Source organism: candidate division KSB1 bacterium, assembly GCA_034506395.1.
Lineage (GTDB): Bacteria > Zhuqueibacterota > Zhuqueibacteria > Thermofontimicrobiales > Thermofontimicrobiaceae > Thermofontimicrobium.
Window position 1 is genome coordinate 1 of the sequence record JAPDPQ010000032.1, and the last position, 23,167, is coordinate 23,167.

The 23,167-nt window shown below is 46.8% G+C and carries 19 protein-coding genes; 6 read left to right on the forward strand and 13 right to left on the reverse strand.

Features of this window, described 5'->3' with window-relative positions; genetic code table 11:
- Together ONB37_16475 and ONB37_16480 are read right to left on the reverse strand one after the other, a co-directional pair.
- A partial coding sequence (locus ONB37_16475) for an NAD(P)-binding protein (protein ID MDZ7401752.1) occupies window positions 1-629 on the reverse strand: 629 nt, incomplete at its 3' end.
- Between the two features lie 461 nt (window positions 630-1,090).
- A complete protein-coding gene (locus tag ONB37_16480; GenBank protein ID MDZ7401753.1) occupies window positions 1,091-1,780 on the reverse strand; it encodes a lycopene cyclase domain-containing protein in 690 nt (229 codons plus the stop codon).
- A 1,031-nt stretch (window positions 1,781-2,811) separates the two neighbouring features.
- Here ONB37_16480 and ONB37_16485 point away from each other — a divergent pair.
- Complete coding sequence (locus ONB37_16485) at window positions 2,812-4,278, forward strand: SDR family oxidoreductase (protein ID MDZ7401754.1); 1,467 nt, start codon at window positions 2,812-2,814, stop codon at window positions 4,276-4,278.
- 496 nt (window positions 4,279-4,774) lie between these two features.
- Window positions 4,775-5,725, forward strand: coding sequence for a DUF523 and DUF1722 domain-containing protein (locus ONB37_16490; protein ID MDZ7401755.1), 951 nt, complete (start codon window positions 4,775-4,777; stop codon window positions 5,723-5,725).
- A 184-nt stretch (window positions 5,726-5,909) separates the two neighbouring features.
- On the opposite strand, the gene ONB37_16495 is transcribed toward ONB37_16490, so the two are convergent.
- The 7 genes from ONB37_16495 to ONB37_16525 all read right to left on the reverse strand — a co-directional run bounded on the left by ONB37_16495 (window position 5,910) and on the right by ONB37_16525 (window position 13,496).
- Window positions 5,910-7,025 (reverse strand): ABC transporter permease, encoded by a 1,116-nt coding sequence (locus ONB37_16495; GenBank protein MDZ7401756.1) that lies wholly within the window; start codon window positions 7,023-7,025, stop codon window positions 5,910-5,912.
- A 3-nt stretch (window positions 7,026-7,028) separates the two neighbouring features.
- Window positions 7,029-8,138: an ABC transporter permease gene (locus tag ONB37_16500; GenBank protein ID MDZ7401757.1), complete on the reverse strand. Its 1,110-nt coding sequence runs from the start codon at window positions 8,136-8,138 to the stop codon at window positions 7,029-7,031.
- 121 nt (window positions 8,139-8,259) lie between these two features.
- Window positions 8,260-8,994 (reverse strand): ABC transporter ATP-binding protein, encoded by a 735-nt coding sequence (locus tag ONB37_16505; GenBank protein ID MDZ7401758.1) that lies wholly within the window; start codon window positions 8,992-8,994, stop codon window positions 8,260-8,262.
- Between the two features lie 102 nt (window positions 8,995-9,096).
- Entirely contained in the window at window positions 9,097-10,014 is a 918-nt protein-coding gene (locus tag ONB37_16510) for an ABC transporter ATP-binding protein (GenBank protein ID MDZ7401759.1), read from the reverse strand.
- A 213-nt stretch (window positions 10,015-10,227) separates the two neighbouring features.
- The gene (locus ONB37_16515; protein ID MDZ7401760.1) at window positions 10,228-11,070 is read right to left on the reverse strand and encodes an efflux RND transporter periplasmic adaptor subunit; all 843 of its coding nucleotides are present in this window, start codon (window positions 11,068-11,070) and stop codon (window positions 10,228-10,230) included.
- A gap of 379 nt (window positions 11,071-11,449) precedes the next feature.
- Window positions 11,450-12,808, reverse strand: a complete 1,359-nt coding sequence (locus ONB37_16520; protein MDZ7401761.1) for a TolC family protein — start codon at window positions 12,806-12,808, stop codon at window positions 11,450-11,452.
- A 64-nt stretch (window positions 12,809-12,872) separates the two neighbouring features.
- Window positions 12,873-13,496 carry a TetR/AcrR family transcriptional regulator gene (locus ONB37_16525; GenBank protein ID MDZ7401762.1) on the reverse strand — a complete coding sequence of 208 codons (624 nt, stop codon included), beginning with the start codon at window positions 13,494-13,496 and terminating at the stop codon, window positions 12,873-12,875.
- A gap of 649 nt (window positions 13,497-14,145) precedes the next feature.
- Here ONB37_16525 and ONB37_16530 point away from each other — a divergent pair.
- From ONB37_16530 to ONB37_16545, 4 genes are all read left to right on the forward strand, one after another.
- Window positions 14,146-14,370, forward strand: coding sequence for a hypothetical protein (locus ONB37_16530; protein ID MDZ7401763.1), 225 nt, complete (start codon window positions 14,146-14,148; stop codon window positions 14,368-14,370).
- Window positions 14,371-14,420: 50 nt separating this feature from the next.
- Complete coding sequence (locus tag ONB37_16535) at window positions 14,421-15,305, forward strand: SMP-30/gluconolactonase/LRE family protein (GenBank protein MDZ7401764.1); 885 nt, start codon at window positions 14,421-14,423, stop codon at window positions 15,303-15,305.
- 366 nt (window positions 15,306-15,671) lie between these two features.
- Window positions 15,672-16,415 (forward strand): prolyl oligopeptidase family serine peptidase, encoded by a 744-nt coding sequence (locus ONB37_16540; GenBank protein ID MDZ7401765.1) that lies wholly within the window; start codon window positions 15,672-15,674, stop codon window positions 16,413-16,415.
- Window positions 16,416-16,564: 149 nt separating this feature from the next.
- Entirely contained in the window at window positions 16,565-17,266 is a 702-nt protein-coding gene (locus ONB37_16545; protein MDZ7401766.1) for an SGNH/GDSL hydrolase family protein, read from the forward strand.
- A gap of 10 nt (window positions 17,267-17,276) precedes the next feature.
- On the opposite strand, the gene rfbC is transcribed toward ONB37_16545, so the two are convergent.
- From rfbC to selA, 4 genes are all read right to left on the reverse strand, one after another.
- Complete coding sequence (gene rfbC, locus ONB37_16550) at window positions 17,277-17,846, reverse strand: dTDP-4-dehydrorhamnose 3,5-epimerase (GenBank protein MDZ7401767.1); 570 nt, start codon at window positions 17,844-17,846, stop codon at window positions 17,277-17,279.
- A 119-nt stretch (window positions 17,847-17,965) separates the two neighbouring features.
- Window positions 17,966-19,321 (reverse strand): deoxyribodipyrimidine photo-lyase, encoded by a 1,356-nt coding sequence (gene phrB, locus ONB37_16555; protein MDZ7401768.1) that lies wholly within the window; start codon window positions 19,319-19,321, stop codon window positions 17,966-17,968.
- Window positions 19,322-19,470: 149 nt separating this feature from the next.
- Window positions 19,471-21,393, reverse strand: a complete 1,923-nt coding sequence (selB, locus tag ONB37_16560) for a selenocysteine-specific translation elongation factor (protein MDZ7401769.1) — start codon at window positions 21,391-21,393, stop codon at window positions 19,471-19,473.
- Window positions 21,390-22,829: an L-seryl-tRNA(Sec) selenium transferase gene (selA, locus tag ONB37_16565; protein ID MDZ7401770.1), complete on the reverse strand. Its 1,440-nt coding sequence runs from the start codon at window positions 22,827-22,829 to the stop codon at window positions 21,390-21,392. The genes selB and selA overlap by 4 nt, the downstream gene beginning before the upstream one ends.
- Between the last annotated feature and the right edge of the window lie 338 nt (window positions 22,830-23,167).

Genomic DNA, 23,167 nt, shown 5'->3' on the forward strand with positions numbered 1-23,167 from the left:
GTGGCAGGAGCCTGGTACGGGTTTGAGCCGTTGTAGGTGGCGTAACGATCGAACAATTGCACCAGCTTCGGATGCTTGAAAAATCGAGACACGCCCTGATGAACGGTACGAAATGGATCGATCTGCGGGGCACGAAATAGTTTCAAAAACGTCTTCCATTTGGCCAGCTTCTTGATTTCGTGCATGGGCGTAAATAAAAACACATCGGCGGTGATGTCATAAATCCGCTTGGTATAAGCCAAAAATAGCTCGTACCGTTTCGCATCGTCCTCAGAAAATTTTCTCATTTCGCTGATCATCCTGGAAGTATCAGCCGTGGCGTCCAGCGTACTGCCGTCCTGCCAGAAATAGCGACAGATGGGATCGATGGGGACGAATTCCAGATAATCGGATCGCTTCTCGCCAATTGAATCGAACAGCTCATCGATCACAAACGGCATGGTCAAGAGGGATGGTCCTGTATCGAAGCGAAAGCCGTCGGCGATCCACTGGTTCATCTTGCCGCCCAGGGTTTCGTTTTTCTCAAAGAGCTGAACCCGATGGCCCTGATGAGCCAATCTTATCGCTGCTGTTAGACCACCCAGGCCGCCACCGACAACTACAATTTGTTTTTTTGAAATTATCTTCATTAAAACTTCAAAACTCAAAATACAAATGACAAACAAGTTTTAAATTTCAATAACCAAACGTCAGTCACATCAAATGTCAAAACTAAAATTATTTTTAACCGCTAATTTGACGAATTAAGCCAATTTCGCTAATTAATGTCTGAATGAAAACGAGTAAATTTGTTGTAGAAGTTTCGTTCCGAACGAAAGGTCCGTGTAAAAACAGTTTAATTCTCGTCATTCCGAACGGAGCGCAGCGGAGTGAGGAATCTCGATTTTTAAAAGACATCTTAGCTTAAAGAGATTTCTCGCTTCGATCGGAATGACGGTTAGTATAAGAGATTCCACATTTTCACATTTGACTTACAGATTTCTCCCTTCGGTCGAAATGATAATGATATGTAAATGCTCTCGACAGCAAATTACACCATCACTACTGATCACTGGCGGCTGATTACTGATTACTGATCACTTTTTACTGATCACTGATTACTGTTCACTGATAGCTGTTTTTTAAATTTCTCATAAAGAACCGTGCACAACAAAATCAGCGCATACCCAAACCCAAAATCTTCGATCGGGATTGTAAAGATGCGAAAGTTCAATTGATAAGCCTCACTGTACAGCACCACAGGTCGCCACGTCAGATAGCCATTGAAAATCAGCATGGCCAGTGCTGAGATCGCCAGATATTGCACCGTGCGAAGCTGGAGAAAAATTTTCGTTTTCAATTTCCAGTCGAGCAGCGCCACCAATCCCAGAGCGATGAGCACCAGTCCCGTGTATTCTTTGCCCGCCCAAAATAATCCGATGCCTGCGGGGATTCCGATATACAAAATCTTCGGAACGATGTGAAGGTTTTTTATCTCCCGATTTTTGAAATACGCCGCAAACACCTCCCAAATGAACAGCGAGGCATAAGGGATGGTGATGAAGAACAGCCATTCTTCAATGGGCAATCTTAAAATTTTGAACCCCAGCGTATATTGATCGTTGAACCACCAGTGGCGTCCCGTGACAATGGCATCCCAGGCGACAAATATGGCCAGTGAAATCAAAATGGCTTTGAAGACATTGGGCCACTTGTCCACAAAATGAACTTTTCGGTCAAAGCTCAGGGATAGCGGACCGCTGAGGACGATGAGATTGAATATGAGATATTCTGCGTTCATGATTTTTTGTATTATGTGCTCAACGGATTTTTAAATTTGGTTTCACAATTTGTCCTGATTTCCATATAGCCAGAATAATTGATATGCCATTTTGATCCTATTAACATCCCCCCTGTCCCCCCTTCAAAGGGGGGGAACTATAGGAAGTCCCCCTTTGAAGCCTGTGCCCGCAGGGTAGGGGATTTAGGGGGATGTTAAAATTAACTCTAGCCAACCAGTATTATTAATCAGTTGTGTTTCCTTTTAAATCATTAGATAATCAAATCATCAAAAAGATTCAATAAAAAAGCGATATGAGCGAATAATCAAATTGAATTGCCCATTTTTTTCAAGATCGATGGCTTTTTGATCAATTTGATATAGCTCATATCGCTTAAATGGCTTGACTTTTGATTATGGATTGCTTATATTCACGGGCGAGTTGCAGTGCAAGATGTGGTGCTATCCATTGAATGGCTAAAAGATGGTGAAAATTTACCTAAAAATCAAGCAAAAAATTGGAATTGACAAAAATCCTAAATAACAAACATCAAATTCCAAATAAATCTCAATGATCAAATTTTAATCTTCAAACCTCCAGCCTTTTTTCTCAGGAAATTGGCACATTTGAAATTTGAAATTTTGGGATTGGATATGATTTTTTATTCGAGGTTTGTTTTTTGGATGGTTTTCTGACTTAAATATGAAAAATAGGAAAAAATGTCATTTCGATCCGCCAGTTGGCAATTGGCGTCAACCTAAGAGTGAAATGTCATTCTGAGCGACTGCAGGGAGCGAAGAAACTCTTGATTTAGCAAAAATAGGTGCGTTTATCGAGGGGATTCTTCGTCGCTTCGCTCCTCAGAATGACATCGTTTCGTCATTCATTCGCTTGGGTTGACGGGTATGGCCAGTTGGCGGAGAGAAATCTGATTAATTAATTGATAGCATGAGAAAAACAGATTCCTCACTCCTCCGCCCACTGGCGGATTCGTTCGGAATGACAGGCATATTCTAATTTTGCAGAACTGTATGATTTCGAAGGAATCAATATGATTAATCAAGCCAAAATACTATTGACAGGTGCCACAGGCTACATCGGCGGTCGATTGCTGCGGGCGCTCAAGGAAAAAAAGTATTACGTTCGCTGCATGGCCCGAAGGCCTGAGGCGCTGAAGCATCAAATTGACGAGCGCACTGAGGTCGTTTACGGGGATCCCTTAAAGCGGGAGTCGCTGGAACAAGGGAATGTGTTTAAAGATATCGATGTGGCATTTTATTTTGTGCATTCGCTGGGTTCAAAGGAGAGCTTTCTGGTGCAGGATCGAATAGCGGCGCAGAATTTCAGCGAGGTCGCCAAAGCCAATGGTGTGAAGCGGATCATCTACCTGGGCGGGCTGGCCAATCCCGAGGAGAAGCTATCGGATCACCTCAAGAGCCGACTGGAGGTGGGCGACTATCTGCGGAGCTCGGGCATTCAGGTCATCGAGTTTCGGGCGTCGATCATCCTGGGTTCGGGCAGCCTGTCGTTCGAAATGATCCGTGCGTTGGTGGAGCGGCTGCCCATCATGATCATCCCGAAATGGGTGCGCATGCCTGCTCAGCCGATCGCCATCGAAGACGTAATCGCCTATCTCATCGCTGCCATTGACTTGAAGACGGATCAGAATGAGATTTTTGAGATCGGCGGCGCCAACAAAATGTCCTATCAGGGCATCATGAAAGAATATGCCCGCCAGAAGGGGTTGAAGCGACTGATGATCCCTGTGCCTGTGTTGACGCCGAGGCTCTCCAGCCTCTGGCTGGGATTAGTGACGCCATTATACGCCCGAGTGGGCAAAAAATTGGTCGATAGCATTAAGCATCCAACGATCGTTCGAGACAGGCGGGCGCTGGAGGTGTTCGATATCAAGCCGAAGTCGGTGAAACACGCCATCACCCAGGCGCTATGCAATGAGGAACGAGAGTTTGCCGAGACCAAATGGTCAGATGCGCTGTCGGCAGCGGGCAATATGCCGAAGGATTGGGGTGGCGTGCGTTTCGGCAATCGGATCATCGATGCGAGGCAGGTGAAAGTCAATGTTCCGCCCGAAAAGGCGTTCGAGCCGATCCGAAGGATTGGCGGGGACACGGGCTGGTATTATGCCAACTGGTTGTGGAATCTGCGGGGTTTTCTGGATTTGCTGGTCGGTGGCGTGGGCGTGCGTCGTGGCAGACGAGATCCTGAACATGCCTACGTCGGCGATGCCATCGATTTCTGGCGGGTGCAGGCATACGAGCCGAACAAGCGCTTGCGCCTACTGGCCGAGATGAAACTCCCCGCCCGTGCCTGGCTGACCTTCGATGTCGAGCCAACACCCGATGGCGGTTCGATTATTCATCAAACCGTGGAATATGATCCGATTGGATTATGGGGAATTGTATATTGGTATCTGGTTTATCCGTTGCATGCGTTTATTTTTCCTGGGATGATTCGCAATATCGCTAAAGCAGCAGAGAGACCATCCGATTCCCACTGATGATAGAACAGCCACGGATCATTTCTTTAAAAATATCAATGAAGGTTCAATCATCTGTGGAGACATTTTTTACCCACTAATGATAGAACAACCACGGCGTATTTCAGTAAAAAAGCGTTCGAAGTTTTATCGTCTGTTGGAACATTTTTATGTCCACTGAGAATAAAATAGCCACAGACCATTTTTTTAAAAAAATCAATGGAGGGTATATCATCCGTGGGAACATTTTTTTACCCACTGATGATAGAACAGACATAAATCAATAAACAAAAAAATCATTAGTGGTCGTTTTATATCGGTGGGGACATTTTTTGCCCAATAATTATAAAATCTCCACGGGTCATTTCATCAAAAAATATCAGTGGAAGTTCTATCATCCGTGGGAACATTTTTTTACCCACTGATGATAGATCAGCCATGGATCATTTCACCCAAAAAAATATCATAGTAGTTTATTATCCGTGGGGAAGATTTCTGTTATTCGAAGGAGAGTAAAATGAACGATCGTCCGAAACTCGGAATCAGCACCTGTCTGTTGGGTGTAAACGTTCGTTATGATGGTGGTCATAAGCTGGATCGCTACTTGCGAGATGTGGTGGGACAATTTGTGGACTGGGTGCCCGTCTGTCCCGAAGTCGAGTGCGGTTTGCCGATACCACGGGAGGCGCTGAGGCTGGTCGGTGATCCAGAGAATCCCCGATTGGTAACCAGCCGCACAGGTATCGATAAAACCGAGCAGATGTTGACCTGGGCCAAGATGCGCCTGGATCAATTGGAAAAAGAAAATCTCTGCGGCTATATTTTCAAGAGCAAATCCCCCAGCTCAGGGATGCAGGGCATCAAAGTCTATGACAAAAACGGCGTTCCCAGCAAGAAAGGCGTGGGCGTCTTTGCTCGAGCATTCATGGAGCGATTCCCGCTGATGCCAGTGGAGGACGAGGGCCGCCTCAACGACGCCCGACTGCGGGAGAATTTCATCGAACGGGTGTTTGTCTACAAACGCTGGCTCAATTACGTGCAAAACGATGGCTCCCGCAAAGGCCTGGTGGATTTCCACACCGATCATAAATTGCTGATCATGGCCCACAGTCCCAAACATCTCTCAGAATTGGGCAAATTGGTGGCCCAGGCCAAAGAGCTCGAGCCGAAGGAATTGCAGAATCAGTATCTCACCACGCTGATGACGGGCCTGAAACTCCATGCCACTGTCAAAAAAAACGTGAACGTCCTGCAGCATTGCATGGGCTATTTCAAAAAGCAATTGTCGGCAGATGAGAAGCAGGAGTTGCTGGAAGTAATCGGCAATTATCACAAAGGCCTGATCCCGCTGATCGTTCCGATCACGTTACTGAATCATTATGTGCGGAAATACAATGAACCATATTTGAAGCGGCAATATTATCTAAATCCGCATCCAATTGAGCTAATGCTTAGAAATCATGTTTGAGATGCAATCGATGCGAGTTCATCGACCTTAAGTTACCACTCAAATCAGCTCTATTGAAATTGGTTTGATTCTCATCATTGATGTAGAGAAGATCAGAACATTGCTGCATGGATCGGCAGGCTGAGTTTTAGTTGATTGTTCTCTATTATCGACGCAAAAATAAAAACGTGCAATTTGCAAAAGCTCATTTCATTCTCCGTTGAAAGCGCAAAGCTGCGAAGGAAAATATCATGCTTCCAAAAATTACTAAAGCAATCCCTTGCCAATAAAGGTATTTCATCCCTGCTCCTTTGATAAACAATTCTCTGACGACAACGACCAAGTATCGCATTGGATCAAGGTAGGAGAGATATTGTGCTATTCGAGGCATATTTTCAATCTGAAAAAGGAATCCAGATAAGAACATGAAAAAGACGATAAAAAAGAAACTCATGAACATGGCCTGCTGCTGAGTTTGGACCGAAGCCGAGACAAACAGACCGATTCCCAGCGTGGTAAATAAATAGACGACGATGAACAATGCAAATAAGCCCAAATTACCAGCAATAGGGATATGATACCAGACCTTAGCGAAAGCAATGGCCAAAGAAACCTCCAGAAGCCCTATAGCGGCAAACGGGACGATTTTTCCAATTAGCATTTCATGTTTTTTAATTGGCGCGACCAATAATTGTTCGAGAGTTCCAATCTCTCGTTCGCGCACCAGACCAATGGCACTGATCAGCGTCGTAACCATGGTCAGTAGAAAAACGATCAGCCCCGGGATCATAAAATGGCTAAACTTCAAATCCTCGTTGTACCAAACCCGAACATTGGCCGTCAATAGATGAATTTCTGTGCCGAGTTGAACATATTGCGTTAACTGCTCGGAGAGAAAACTCTCAAGAATTCCAGAAATATAGCCCAGCGCCATAGTCGATGAATTGGAATCCACCCCATCGACCAAAATTTGAATAGCCGTGGGAATATTGCTCGCTATGTTTTTTGTTAAATTGTCAGGAATAACGATGGCTACGGATGCCCTACCCCGATCCAGATAATCAGCCAAGTTTTGCTGGTGCGGTTCAAAATATTTCACTCGAAAATATGCTGAATTTCGTATCCGTTCCACCAACTGGCGGCTCAATTGAGAATTATCAAGATCGCAAATAACTGTCGCGATGTTCTTCACTTCTGAAGAGACCACATACCCCAAAATGAGCAATTGGACGATGGGGATAATAATCAGAATTCGGATCAGCGATGGATCGCGCCGAATTTGAATGAATTCTTTTTTGATCAAATGGAACGTTCGGCTCATAGCCTACCCTTCCAGATTGGTTTTAAAACGGTTGACACTAATCAGCAATAAAAGTGTTCCGAAGGCAATCAAAAAGATTGCTGGCTGGTAGAAATAACTAAAACCAGTGCCCTTGAGCATAATGCCTCGGATAATGATCAAGAAATATTTTGCTGGGACAAAATAGGAAATAATTTGCAATGCAATCGGGAGCGAGGCGATGGGAAAAATGAACCCAGAAAGCATAATTGCTGGGAGAGTCGTGGTCAACTGGGCAAGTACCATCGCCGTCTGCTGGGTTTTCGCTCGGGCTGAGATAAACACCCCTAAGCTCAAACCCGCATAGACATAAAAAAGGCTAAACAGCAGCAACAACCATGGGCTACCGCGGAATGGAACACCGAAGATAATTTTAGCGCAAATCACCACCATCATTGCATCCACCAGCGCTAATATCACGTAAGGTGCAATTTTGCCCAAGATGATCTCGTATGGTCGGATGGGCGAGACCAGTAGCTGCTCCATGGTCCCAGTCTCGCGTTCCCTGGTGATTGTAAGTGATGTTAAGAGGGCACAGATCAACATCATGAACACAGCCACAAGGCCGGGCACAATGAAATGTGCGCTTTTCATGTCTGGGTTGAACCAAACTCGCGGCCGAAGCTCTAATGGAGGATTCATGATGAGGGTATTCATCTCCAACGAACATTCTATTAGGAACGATCTGGCATAATTGATGGCGATAGTGGCCGTTCGCGAATTGGCCCCATCAATAATGAATTGCACAGGGATTTGAGGATCGGTTTTCAAGCGCTTCGAATAATTTTGAGGAATCACCAGTGCAGCGAGAAAATTTCGGTGCATTAAAGCAGGTTCGATGTCAGCCCGTCTTTGCAGATAGGTAGTAATTTTGAAATAGCCAGAACTGACCAATCGCTGAACCAAATGCCTCGACGCTGGGGTCCTATCTTCATCCAGAACCCCAATCGGAATCTGCTTGATGTCAAACGTAATAATATACCCATAAAGCAGCACAAGGATAATTGGCAATAGAAAGGCGATCACTAAGCTGCGGGGATCACGTATGATATGGAGAAACTCTTTCTGGACAATTGCCACAACGCGCGGTTTCATATAGCTTATCTCATTCAACGGTTATGCTTGAAATAGATTTCCGACAATCCAAGCTTCAAATGATTTGTGTTACCATTGGGAAACCACAGTTCGCTAAAGTTTTCCTCGATACCAAAATAGCCTAAATGCGTGGCCTAACCAAGTTGATAAACACATCCTCGATAGTAGCTTGGTGATAGCGCTCCTTCAGTTGCTCTGGGGAACCGATAGCGATAATTTTTCCATCATGCATGATTGAAAGCCTGTTGCAGTATTCAGCCTCATCCATGTAATGAGTCGTGACGAATATCGTAATGCCTTCGCTGGCTAAATCGTAAATCAGACTCCAGAAGCTCCTTCGGGAAATAGGATCGACGCCGCCAGTGGGTTCATCTAAAAATAAAATTTGGGGTCGATGCATGACAGCGCAGCTTAATGCCAAGCGCTGCTTCCAACCGAGTGGAATATCCCGGGTCAATTTATGCAGATGCTCGCCCAGCCCAATGGAAGCGATCAACTGACTTTGAGCTGCCTTTTGCTGAGATCGACCTAAGCCATAGATACCAGCATAGAATTCAAGGTTCTCCGCCACGGTCAAGTCCTCGTAGAGCGAAAATTTTTGAGACATATAGCCGATGTTCTGTTTGATTTGATCAGCCTGCCGATAGATATCGTAACCAGCTACCACCGCGCTCCCAGAGGTCGGCAATAACAGTCCACAGAGCATCCGGATGGTCGTGGTCTTGCCAGCGCCATTGGCTCCAAGAAAACCGAAAATTTCGCCGCGATAGACCTGAAATGAAATATGATCGACCGCCACAAAACTCCCGAAAGTCCGAGTCAGTTGCTCCACTGTTACCGAAATTTCTGCTGACATAGATTTCCGACAATAGATTTGTTTATAATCGAAACAGAGGGTACCTCATTGAAAAAATCAATCGACATCAAAATCTAAGCAAAAGAGAACTCCAGTTCGACATCAGGACAATAGTTCGACGAAGACATCTTCAATGGTTGGAGGAATTTCGTTGATAGAATTAATTCGGATGTTTTCAGCTTCCAGCAATTTGGCGATTATTGGCTGACATCGATCTCGGCTCTGCTGAGAGATCAGATGTACCCGATCGCCCAGGCTATGAGCCGAATCAAAGCACCCGGTGCTCATCAAGATTTTAGCCGCATGAACGGGTCGATCGCAGATCACATCGATTACCGTTTTGTTGAGCGAGACAGCCAATTGCGATGGTTCCGAGACGAGCAAAATTTTACCATGATAAATTAGAGCCACCCGGTCGCATTTGGCCGCCTCATCCATATAGGGCGTGGTGAGCAAGATGGTAACCCCGCTGGCTCGAAGCTCGGTCAAAATCTCCCAAAACTCCCGACGTGACACTGGATCGACCCCGGTGGTCGGCTCGTCCAACAAGAGTACCTTGGGAGTATGAATTAACGTGCAGGACAATGCGAGCTTTTGCTTCATCCCTCCAGAGAGAGCGGCTGCACGCCGGTGCATGAATGGACGCAATCGACTGAACTCGAGCAATCGTTTCATCCGGCGTTCCCGTTCGGTACGGCTGACCTGAAACAGATCCGCGAAGAACCGCAGATTTTCTGCAACTGTAAGGTCGCCATAGAGGGAAAATCGCTGCGGCATGTAGCCGATCACCTCTCGCACCGCCGCAAGCTGCCGACGGACATCGCGCTCTGCGACCCAACAATCGCCACTATCAGCGACCAAAAGACCACTGAGGATGCGGAGCAGTGTGGTCTTGCCCGCCCCGTCCGGCCCGATCAATCCCATCATCTCGCCCGACAACACCTCAAGATTCACATCTTTTAGCGCGATCACGTCCCCAAACCGTTTGGTCAGATGGGAAATTTTGATATCGACATTCAATCGCTACCCCCAGTTTATCTCTCTTCACTTTTCGTACGGAGTTCTCTCAATTCAGAAAATATATCAATCTGCGCAACGAATGTTCAGCGAAAGGCTTCTTGTTGTTGACCTTATTGCCTCTATGACGCTTGTTCAATTAAAATCGGATCGGAAGTCCGGCAATTCAATGTGCATCTCAACCAGCCGACATAGCAGAATTTTTGCGGAGCCGCTCTATTTTATCACTACATCCGCTGGCATGCCAATTTTCAAAACGCCATCAGGATTTAGAACTTCAATTTTCACTGCATAAACCAGATCGGAACGGGCTTCCTTGGTCTGAACGGTTTTGGGAGTAAATTCGGCCCGGGGTGAAATCCATGAAACGCGGCCAGGAAACGAACGATCGGGATAGGCACTGATCCTAATTTCTGCTGGGCTATTAAGCTTGATTCGCCCGAGTGCTGGCTCTTTGAAGAAGACTTTGATCCACATCTTTTGGAGGTCTGCCATGCTGACGATTGGTCCTCCAACTCTTGCGATCTCCCCTTGTTCGACATATTTTTCAATGATCGTTCCAGTGATGGGCGCAGTGATCTTTGTATCCCGCAGTTGGCTTTCGATGAGTTCGAGTTGGGCAACCAATTGGTCTTCTTTGGCGCGTAACGCTTTCAGACTGGTCATCGCATTATCATATTGAACTTGGGCGGCTTGATAAGCGGTGAATATATCATCATATTGTTGTTGCGTAGCGCTATTTTCCTCCAAAAGGGCTTTGATGCGTTGATATTTTTTCTTGATATTCTCTAAATTTTCTCGAGCCAAATCAACTCCTCGTTGTGCATTTTGAAGGTTCAGCTTCAGCTCGGTCCAAGCTGCTATGAGCTGCTTTTTCTGCAAATAAATTTTCTCTGTATCAATTTGAGCGATCATCTGCCCGGCTGAAACGACAATCCCTTCCGCCACAGGCATTTCGATCAAAGTCCCAGCCGATTTTGCGCTAATTAATATTTCCGTCGCTTCCAGAATCCCTGATCCAGATAATTCCTCGGACTCCCTTTTGGAGCAACCTATCATTGCAATCCACAACAAGATCGAAAAAAGGATTAAAGCTTTCGAAAGGCCTCTCATAGCCACCCCTTTTCCATTTATCCTTGACAGCGATTTTCCGTTCATCTTAGTATCTCCAAAAGTCGTTCGTTTCCCTCGAAGCTGCTGAAACTCACCTCCGCAAACGCTGCAACTATGGCTCATTCTGCCGACCGAAATTTGCAGAATCTTTTGGTGCAAGTTGCATCCCATCTATCCATTATTCCATCAACTCAGAGGATTCATCTCTTTTCTCGAAAGAACGATTTCATTGCTTCTGCTCGTTAATTGCATCGTATGATTGTTTCGTCAATACAACCAAGTTCAAATTCGAGGGTAATGGATCGTTCAGCGGGCTTGAGCAAAATTATTCCTGGTAAGCGCTAATATTAAAGCCCACAGCTCGTCGCCAATTGGCCTGGGCCACCGCGAGGTCGATTTCAGCCTGGGCTTGTTGGAGTTGCGCCCGCGTGAGTTCCGCCTGTGCATCAAGATATTCGCTGTGGGTTGCTACCCCCTGGCGGTAACTTTGCTCGGTCACGCGATAGCTCTCCCGCGCCTGATCCGCCAGGGCATGCGTGAGCTCCAACCGTTTGCGAGCATCATCCAGCATAAGGCACGCCTGAGTTACATCGAGCTCAATCGCCTGCCGCACTTGGTTATCTGTTGCTTCGAGATTTTCTAATTGGAGTTGCGCCTGAGCGACTTGCGATCTGTTTCGGCCCCAGTGCCACAAATTCCACTCTACGCCGATGCCAACAAGCCAGTAATCCATCCATTCTCGCTTGATAAAATCCAGCCCTGGCTTCCCATAGCCCAATGTAGCGAACGCTGACAATGTAGGAAAATGGCCGCCACGGGCAACCTTCAGCCCTGCCTGGCCGGCTTGTTTCGCATGAAGAAGCGATTGCAGTTCAGGCCGATTCACGAGTGCCTTCTGAAGTGAAACAGACGGATCGCTTTCCACTGACTCGGCCATAGGCATCGGCTCAAGCATTGCTTCCTTCGGCAATTTTTGGCCCATGAGATTTTCGAGGCGAAGCTTGGCGATGCGGATGCGATTTTCGGCTTGCGTTACAGCCAAATCAGCTTCCGAGAGCTTAACTTGCACCCTGAGCCATTGCTCGTGTTTAGCCATGCCTTGCTTCATCATATTTTCAATATCGGTCCGATGGGCCTCCAATTGCCGTTTTGCGCTCAACGCAATTTCAAGTGTCTTTTGGTTTTTTAAAACATCTGCATAAGCGGACTCGATCTGAAAAATCAATTCCGATCGTTTCCGCAAAACTTCCGAGGCCTTGCCAGAGGCAAAGGCCCTGGCCGCTTGATAACGATTGAACAGCCGAAAACCAGTGAAAATCGGTTGCAGGATGGTCAGCTTGAAATCGTAATTGTCTAATAACCCCAATTGAATTGATCCGCCAGGAAACAGCGTCATCTCCTGCCCGGCAATGGGGATTTTGATAGCAGCGAGATCAAGCTCTGGAACGATACTTTGCCGTCGATAGGAACCCGAAAAATCCAACGAAGGCCATCGTGCCCCCCAAGCCTGATGAACGTCCTGTTCCACAATAGCAGCCTCCGTCTCCGTTTTCTTCAACTCAGCATTATTACTTAGCGCCGCCCGAACGCAGTCACGCAGGGTCAGTTGAGATGAGGCTGGCACCGTCCAAATTATCACCATCAACACCAAAAGCATTTTCTTCATAAAAAATTTCGATCTCATACGTTTCTCCCCGCCATGATATTAGCAAACCAAACAAATCATCTCGATTTCTCATGAACAATGCTCATCTTGGCAATAATCCATATAGCAATAAATCGATGATCGCATGTTCTCGCTCTTGAAGCAATTGAGATTCGTTCGCAATGTCCTCGGGCCAGGCTGCTCGGAGAAATGGCTTGAACACGAAATAAAAAACATTCAATGCCACAATATTCCATAGCGTCTGTTTGGGATCGACTGAGCGCAATTTGCCAGCCGCGATCCTTTCTTTGATTAATTCGAGCATTCTTGTTAGGCGATCGGTGCCAAATTGGTCGAAGAGCTCGGTCAGCACCTGCTCTGCAATGGGATTATTGCTATTCAGTTCCCTGACAAGAATGCGCGGCAAATTCGGATGATCCGAAATGAATTGAAAATGAGTGCGCACCATCCGAGCGATCATTTCGCTGGGATCCTCAATTTCAGATGGTTCAACTTCATCGAAGGACCGAAATAGCTCTTCGAATGTCTCTCGAATTATCGCCTCAAACAATTCGCTTTTGGATGAAAAATAGTAATGGATCAGCGCTTTATTGGCGCCCGCGCGATCGGCGATCTCTTGCATCCGAGCCCCATCATACCCACGCTCCATAAAAAGCTCTAGCGCCGCTGCCTTTATCTTCTCGCGGGTTGTCTCTTGTAGTTCCATGACCCTCCCGCCGTCTTAACCGTTTGATTTAACCATTTAGTTAAACTACATGGTTAATATATCAAATTTAATCTAAAAGTCAAGCATTTTTTTTGCCTCAAGAAAAAGCCTTGACATTTGAGTCAAAAATGTGTAAATATTGAGCGCTGCACTCAAAGGCCATTCATCAAAACATGGAACTAAGATATGCACCTCAAGAGAAATAGTGTCGATTTAGAGCGATTTCCAACTGCCACTATTTTGCTTTTGTTCTGCCAGTGTTGCAGAAAACACCTTGCTGGGGGCTGAGTTCAGCACTGGTCTTTTTTATCAGCGAAAATGGCTCTGGGAAATCGATCTTATTGCGAGCTATTGCGAGCGGTGTAAGATTCATCTCAGGGAGGATCCGAAAGCGCCCGCAACTTTAATTCAATCCGTTCGAGCATCAGTAGTCTCGGACAATACAGACCAAATGAGCCAATGGGGCAGTACCTGGATTGCATTTGGGGGCATGACTATTTCAAGATTTCGCCCAATACCTGGATGAGAGGTTGATCGCCGATCCAAAAATGCTCAATTATTTTGGGGGGACATCGCTCCTCATTCGGTCGCGCGGTCAGTCGCTTATATCCCATTTCCTGTCGCGCTATCCGCGCAAAGGCATGGATTTTTGGAACAGCCCGAGATTGTCATTTTGCCCAAACGCCAGATGCAGCTCCGAAACCTGTTGGAGCGAATGGCGAAGGCTGGACACGCACAAATTTTGATCGTCACCCATTCGCCTATTCTCCTATCCTGTATCAGGGCGGAAATCTTCAGCGTCGATGTGGCGCTATTCAAACAGTTCAATATGAGCGAACCGACCATAATCAAATATATCGTGATTTTTTCATGAACAAACTAGGGTATTCGCCCGAAAACATGAACTAATTCATGGAGGGAAACATGAGACCAATATCGACTTTCGTCCTCATGCTGCTGATCGCATGCCTGATCGGATCTTGTCAGAAAAAGCAAGCGGAACAATCGGCTGCTCCGATCGCATATCAATTCAAGCTCGTTGAACAATGGGCCACTCCCCAATCTCTCCGCGTGCCAGAATCGGTGCTATATGACCCAGTTCGTGAGATACTCTACATCTCTAATATCAACGGCAGTCCTTTAGAGAAAAATGGCAAGGGATTCATCTCGCGAATTGCGCTGTCTGGAGAAATCCTCGATTTGGAATGGGTGGCTGGCCTGAACGCGCCCAAAGGCTCTGGCATCTGGCAGGGCAAACTCTATGTCACCGATATCGACGAGCTCGTCGAAATCGATATCGCAACAGGGAAGATCCTTAACAAATTCCCAGCCGCTGGCGCCGGATTCTTGAACGACATTGCGGTCGATCCGGCTGGAAATGTCTTCATCTCTGATATGTCCGAACAGAACAGTGTCATTTATAAATTCAACAACGAGGACCTGGAAGTTTGGCTCAAAGACCCCCAGATCTCTCAGCCCAATGGTTTATTTGTTGAGGCTGGTAAATTGTTGGTGGGCACATGGGACGGATATCTCAAAACCGTCGACCTGCAAACGAAAGCGATTGCCACACTTGCGAAAACGGGTTTTGGCATCGATGGCGTTCAAAGCGACGGAAAAGGCAACTATTTTGTCTCGGATTGGCAAGGCAAAACAGCGTTCGTGAGCGCATCGGGCGAGGTTCGTTTGTTGCTCGATACCTCAAGTTCAAATGTCAATTCGGCTGATATCGAATACATTCCAGAGAAGCAATTGCTCCTGATCCCGACATTTTTTGACAACCGAGTGGTCGCTTATCTGTTCCAGTAAATGGTTGCCAATTCAATTTAATACCGAATAGCCTCTAAAACATCGATGCCTTTAGAGACCAAACGAGCGGAGCGCGTTTGCGATGTCCTTTTGCTAGCCGAATCAATTTGAACCATTTGGTGGAGCAAGATCAATGAGGTTAGCTGATTGGAAAGATAGATCCAATCGGAGTGCAATTTGTTGAAGGTGAATTCGCAAGATGAAACTGCAGCGATCTGGGAATTGAAATATATGATTTGGCTATCTCGCTTAGCTTCTCTTGCCTACTTTTTAATGGTTGTCAGCGGATTTCAATGAGCCCTCTCTCTTATGAAAGATGATCTTATGATTTCTTTTTGAACGGATCAAATTGAAAGGATTATTCAAATGAAAACAAACATGATTCTACCTGCATTGCTCATCCTTCTTTATCTGATGGGCTGTGCTGCAACTGGCAGACGCACTGCAAAGAGCGGAGAACAAACAGCTCATCAATTCCAGCAGACCCTTAAGAAAACTGTGAGCCTGAATTATCTATTGTTTCTACCGAAGGACTATTCCAGCACGAAAAAAAGTTACCCATTGATTCTTTTTCTCCACGGAGCTGGAGAGCGGGGCGATGATCTTTCTCTGGTGAAAGTCCATGGTATCCCCAAGGTGGTGGAACAGCAGCCAGATTTCCCGTTCATCGCGATTTCCCCACAGTGCCCCAGCGATCGCTGGTGGGTTGATCCGTGGCTCTTAGAAGCGCTCAACGCGCTAGTGGATCAAGTCATTGACAAATATCGCGTAGATGCCAGCCGCGTTTACCTCACTGGGCTAAGCATGGGAGGCTTTGGCACCTGGGCATTGGCCATGACGTTCCCGGAAAAATTCGCTGCCATTGCGCCGATCTGCGGTGGGGGTATGCCATGGATGGCGTTTCGAATCAAAGATGTTCCTGTTTGGGTCTTCCACGGGGCGAAAGACCCTGTAGTTCCCATCCAACGTTCTGAAGAAATGGTCGATGCACTGAAAAAAGTCGGCGGTAATGTCAAATTCACCGTGTATCCCGATGCCGGCCATGATTCCTGGACCGAAACCTACAACAACCCAGAGCTCTATCGCTGGTTTCTAGAGCATCACAAGTAGCAATTTATTTATCGAATTGCCTCGAATGCCCGTATTATCGATTCACTTGGCAAAAAAACGACATGTTGTTCTGATCATCGGACAGCATGTCGTCTTTTAACTTGTCAAATGGGTCAATACTTCGTTTTTAACCGATCAGGAGAAAAAATATGATCCGTGTTCTGCCGCTGATGATAATAATTATCACCACGATCATGTGCCGAAACGCAAAATCCCCTCTCGAGGAACAATCAGACTCCCCTTCGCTTCCGAAAACAATCCTTTGTCTCGGCGATTCTTACACAATCGGGCAATCAGTATCAGAAGCCGAGCGTTGGCCGAACCAGTTGGCTCGCTCTCTAGGGTTGGATGGATACTCAGTCGCTGCGCCCAAACTAATCGCTCGTACTGGATGGACCACGGCTGAACTATTAAGCGCCATTCTCGCCAACCCGCCGGACTCTACTGATGATTTGGTCACCCTGCTCATCGGCGTTAATGACCAATATCGGGGTCTGAGCATCGACTTATATCGCCAGGGATTCTCGAAGCTGCTCAGCCTAGCGATCCAATTCGCCCGAAATGATCCTGAACGCGTGATCGTGCTTTCGATCCCAGATTACAGCGTCACTCCGTTCGCTCGACAGGCGGATACGGTCCGCATCCGACAAGAGCTGGATCAATTTAATGCGCTCAATCGACAGTTATCGGTAGCAGCAGGAGCATTTTACATCGACATTACACCAATATCGAGAAAAGCGCGACAGGACATCAACTATCTGGCATCAGATGGGCTGCATCCTTCGGGAAAAATGTATGCAGAATGGGTGGAATTGATTCTTCCTGTGGCGAAGAAAATTCTGAGTCAATAAAGCGCAGGCATCACTCTGACGAGCTGGTGAAATCGAATCCTGACTCGATTTCGTTCAGTAAGGGGAGTTGAAGATCTTTTGCCGAAAGCAATGGCTCTGCGATCGGCCAAGGAATTCCGATCGTTGGATCGTTCCATCGGATGCCGCTATCCAGTTCGCGACAATATTCATCACTGACCTTATAAATGAAATCAGCCTCATCGCTCAAGACACAGAAACCATGGGCGAAGCCTTTGGGAATATAGAGCATCTGTGGCTTGCTGTCCGACAAATGAATTCCCACCCATTTCCCAAATGTGGGTGAGTTCTTTCGGATGTCAACCGCTACATCAAATACCTCGCCATTTAGGACCGTGACCAATTTAGCCTGGGCTCTCGGCGGCTTTTGAAAATGCAGCCCCCGAAGCGTTCCCCGACAGGAACGGGACCAGTTGTCCTGGAGAAACTGCTCGTTAACTCCATTTTCGATAAATTCTGATCGTTTATAGGTCTCGACAAAAAAGCCCCTGGCATCGCTGAATACTTTCGGCTCTATCAAGATTACATCAGGAATTTCCAATCGCTGAAATTTAAATGGCATTTGCTGCGTGTCCTCATCTCGGTTGTATTGTCATGAATGTTGCAGTAGGACCAAATCACAAATCTGAGCCCTTCTTTCCCTTTGACCGATCAACCAACCATCTCATTGCTCCGAGCAACTCACGAATTATCCAATTGGGAGATCTTTTTCACATAGCCATCGGCATCGAACTTCCGACGCAGGCCGTTCTCGTTCATATAGCGAATTTTGCCAAAAATATCTCGTTCGAACCAAGCTCGATCGTGTTTGCCAAAGCACCAGGCAACACCCGTAAAGCCATTGGGGTCACGACCGTCCAGTTCATATTTGTTGTTCAGATATAAGGCAATTTTCATGCCCTCGCTGGGTGTTTTGCTCCATTCCAGAATTTTTTTCCCCCAATACATGCGCATGTAGCCATGCATCTTGCCAGTGATGACCATTTCTTTCTGGCAGGCATTCCAGTATGGATCATGGGTCTGCCCAGTCTCGAGTTCTTCTAATGAATAAAGATATTCCCTGGGATCGTGGCTATGTTCTATCAGCGTCTGCCTCGCCCAATTGGGCAAACCATCAAAGTTATCATAATTCGGGTTGTAATAGCAGAAGTTCATACTCAGCTCTCGTCGGACAATGAGCTCTTCCAAATATGCCTCCTCGCCGGGGCTTCTTGCTTCCATGACTTTTAGCGCGATATCGATCGGCGAAATCTGACCAAAATGGAGATAGGGGCTCATGTTCGATAAATAGTTCAGGGTTGGATCATTCCGAAGCTCATCATAGTGATCCAACTTTTCAGAGATGAAAATATCGAGTTGCCTCTTCGCCTCTCTCGTACCACCTTGATAATGGCGCACTTTTTTCACACTGTGATCGATTTTCAGCCGGGTGATGGCCCGATCGACATCGCTGATATCGAACGCATCGAATTCAAATTGCAGTGACGAGAATTTGGGAGTCCCGACTTCCATAGGTGTTAAAAAGGAATGCAATAGCAAGCTGATTTTCGGTCGCAGCGTCCCTGCCGAAAATTCCTCCTTGCGCGAAGCTGTCTCCACCGGCACCACCACATCGCTTTCCACCTGAATGAGCGGACAATCGATCCGTGCGGCCACATAATCACGCCAAGCGCGCTGAATTTTCAGATAGCCCCGATCAACCACAATAAGATCAGCCTGTTTCGAAAGCTCCACTGCTCCGAGCTCTGGAGATTGATACTGCACTACCATTTGAATGTCCCGTTCGCGCAGCTCAGCTTGAACCTCTCGCAGCCCTTGCAGCATGAAATGATAATGTCGCTCATTGGCTTCAGGGAACCGATCGGTGATTCCGAAAAAGACTACCAGGGGTTTGTTCAGTTCATTCGCCTGCTGAATGGCATATTCCAAGGCATGGTTGTATTCAATTCGCTGGGAGGCCTGCATCCAGTAAAGCACAAATCGCCTCCGCTGCAAAGAACATTTATTAAGAATTTTGATTCGCTGGTCTTGGATCATTGGTTGGCTCACTCATCTAAAATGGGTCGAATTTACGAAATTAGCTTGTGGCACACATTGATCATGAATGGTGGATTAAATGAATTTGGATGAAGGGGGAATAGCTTATTTTTCCTCAATTCTCTAATTCCAAGCAATGCCTCTATCTCCTATTCTTTGAAATCGGGATTCAACACCCGAACATCTTGCTGCCTCACAGTAAAGCCGATCGAATCGAAATAGCTCAGCAACGGAACAGCATATTTGCGGCTGGAGGCGATCATCTCGCGAAAATCGCCCACAGTCAATTGCATCTCCCGATTGAAATGTGCTCGGATTAATTGCATCGCCTCGGCCACCCGATCGTGATGAAAAAAAATCCCCTCATCCGCTTTTATCAATTGCTCGGTCTCCAATAGAATTTGCAAGATCTCATTGGCCTCTGATTCCTTCACACCGATCCGTTCTGCAACAGCGATCACATCCGGGGTGACGAACCCAGCGTCGAAATAGATTTTCGCGATCTGATCCATTAATTTTTTCTGACGATCAGTCAATTGGAGTTGGTGAGAAGCCAACGCCACTCGATTGTCGGTCAATACGATCTGCCCCTTTCCCAACAATGCTTCAAGAACTTTATTGTACAAGAACAGATCAACTGGCACGTCCAAAACCTGCTTTAAGTCGCTTCGCGACATTCCCCGGCGCGTGGGATTCTTTTGATGAAATCGTTCCAAAGCAGAAAGTATTTTCTGTTCAATTTGCGAACTGTATTCGGAATGAACGAGATAATCCTGCCCTTTCTCTAAATATCGGGTACAGTGTCCTAATTCGACGAGGCGATTCGCCACTTCTCGAACGGTATCAAGCGGCTGAGAGGTTCGTTGGGAAATTTGATTGAGCTGAAAGCATTGATAGGCATTCGCTCGAAGGAATTGCTCAATGATCTCTTGAGGATCTCCGCGCTCCAGCGTCCTCATTTTCTCGATCACCGCTGGGGAAAATCGCTTATGGCGCGGGGGATGCACATCTAACACCATTCCACCGCCGATTGTAAATACTGGGGAATAACTTCGCACTACATATCGATCGCCCATATCGGCAGCGATGGGGTTTTCCAGCCGAAATTGGATATAGCCGGATTCTCCCGGTTTGATTTCTTCCTTGTCAAGAATGCTCACGCGACCGATAACCTCATTGGTCCCAATATGGATGCGAATTCTCGTCGTGTTTTTGAGATTTTTAGGGGTGCTTTCAAGCAAATAAAATTTGCCATCAAAAAAAAGCGTTGGTCGAAACGCATCTGGCGCTGCCAATACATCACCGCGATGGATCGCTTCTTTTTCAATGCCGACCAGATTAACAGCCGCGCGGTCGCCAATCTTCACACGTCTCACGGGTTGTTCGTGGATCTGTAAACCGCGCACACGAAGTTTCAGTTGCTGCGGCAATAATTCCACTGTCTGATCCAGGGTTAAGCTGCCAGAAAGAACAGTTCCTGCCACGACAGTTCCAAATCCTTTCATGCTGAATACCCGATCGATCGGCAAACGAAATACACCTCGGTCATAACGATCGGGAACCTGCGACAGCAGCTCAAAAATCTTTTGTTTTAGTTCGGAAATCCCTTGGCCTGTGGCATTGGAAACTGGGATAACGGGCGCTTGCTCCAAGAAACTACCTCGAAGCAATTCTTTAATATCTTCCACGACCAATGCCAGCCAGTCAGGTTCAACCAGATCGATCTTGGTCACGACAACAATCCCCTGCTTGATCTGCAACAACTTGAGGATGTCCAAATGCTCGCGGGTCTGGGGCATGACACCATCATCAGCCGCGATCACCAGTAACACCAGATCGATGGTACTAACCCCAGCCACCATGTTCCGGATGAATTTCTCATGACCAGGCACATCAATAATCGTCACATCATCGCCTAAAAATGCGAACCCCAAATCGATCGTCATCCCGCGCGCGATCTCCTCTGGCAGCCAATCTGTATCCCGTCCGGTCAATTGTTTCACTAATGAGGTCTTCCCATGGTCAATATGTCCAGCCGTGCCGATCACGTAATGACGTTTCAATTGGCTCATTGCGCACCTCCCGACGAAACAATGTTAGAAACAGCCAGGATGATGAATTCAATCTCATCGGGCCGAATAGTCCGTTGGTCTAACGCCACCCGGTTATTCACGATCCTCGGAATAATCGGGGGATCAGACAATCTCAATTTCCGCGCCAACGCCTCTGGCGAATATTGCCCCAGTTGCAGCAGCAGCAATCTAGTGGGCAACGACTCCGTGGCCAAGGAGCCGCCACCGACCTCTGACAAACCCGCAGCAACAGTCACTTCCCCCTGTCCGCCGATGATTTGCTGCAATCGATCCTTGAGCTGTATCGCCTGCTGCTCAAGTTCCGCTTCAGTTCTGAGCATGAATTTAAGCACTGGGTGATGTTCCAACAATTTTTCTTTATCAAGAAATAGCCGCAAGGTCGCCTCCAGGGCGGCGAACGTTAACTTGCCGCACCGAAGCGCCCGCGACAGTTGATTCTTTTTAATCGCATCAATATATTTCCTCTTCCCCACCAGTATCCCAGCCTGAGGTCCACCCAACAATTTATCCCCGCTAAATGTGACCACATCCGCACCGAGACGAATGCTTTCGCTCACCACTGGCTCCTTCGGCAATCCGTAGCGGCTCAGATCAAACAACATCCCGCTTCCCAAATCGTGCATCACTGGGAGCTGGTGTCTGTGGCCCAATTGCACAAGCTCTGCCAAAGAAACATCCGATACAAATCCGATGATCCGATAATTGCTTGTATGAACCTTCAACAATAAACCAGTTTGATCATTGATAGCTTGCTCGTATTCCCATAAATCCGTGTGATTCGTCGTCCCTACCTCTATCATCTGAGTGCCGCTCTTTTTCATGATCTCAGGGATCCGATAGGAGCCACCGATCGTGATGAGTTCGCCGCGCGACACGATCGTCCCTTTCCCAAACGCTAACGTATTCAGCGCCAAAAGAGTGGCAGCTGCGTTATTATTCACCACGGCTGCGGCCTCAGCACCAGTTAATTTGATCAACAGATCTTCTACGATTGAATGCCGATTCCCCCGTTTGCCAGAATCCAAGTCGATCTCAACCGAGGAGAAACCCTCACTGACCTCGATCAGCGCCTGTTGTGCTGGCTTCGGCAAGGGCGCTCGACCCAATCCCGTATGCAGCACAATCCCCGTGCCATTGATCACCCGACGCAACTTCGGCCTCAATCCTAATTGCAGCTCTTGGCGGAGTCTTTCGATCAATTCATCCCGGTTTAACCGATATTCGCTCAATTTTTGATCGGGAATCTGTTGGATCTCCCAGCGCAATTGATCGAGATATTTTCGAATTTGGTCGAGGATTAGCTCACGAGGATATTGATCGAGCAGCGCTGCGATCTCGTTGCTCTGGAGCAGCTTATCTACCTGCGGCAATTGTGATAGGATTCTGCTTCGTTTCGGTTCACCAGTCTGTTTCACTCCATGTCCCTCTCAAATCGTTATCTCCATGTGGCCGTGAAATTGGATGAAAACATAATCTCCTTGGTTGTTCCTTTCCTGGTTCAGGTCAGGCTTTCGTAAGCCGTAAATCTCTTTGCCATCGGATCGCTTCTGTATTGGGATTTAACAATGAAAATCTTTCACTGACCCAAAATGATTCGATCCAACGACCATGAATCTTACACAAATTTTTCGAAATTATCAATAGAAATCTTCTGCCACAATATTGTAATTGGAATTTCAAGATTGAAATCGCTCATCGGTTGCATCAGAATTAAATCCATCATTCTCAGATTGGATTAGATTCTGCAATTTCA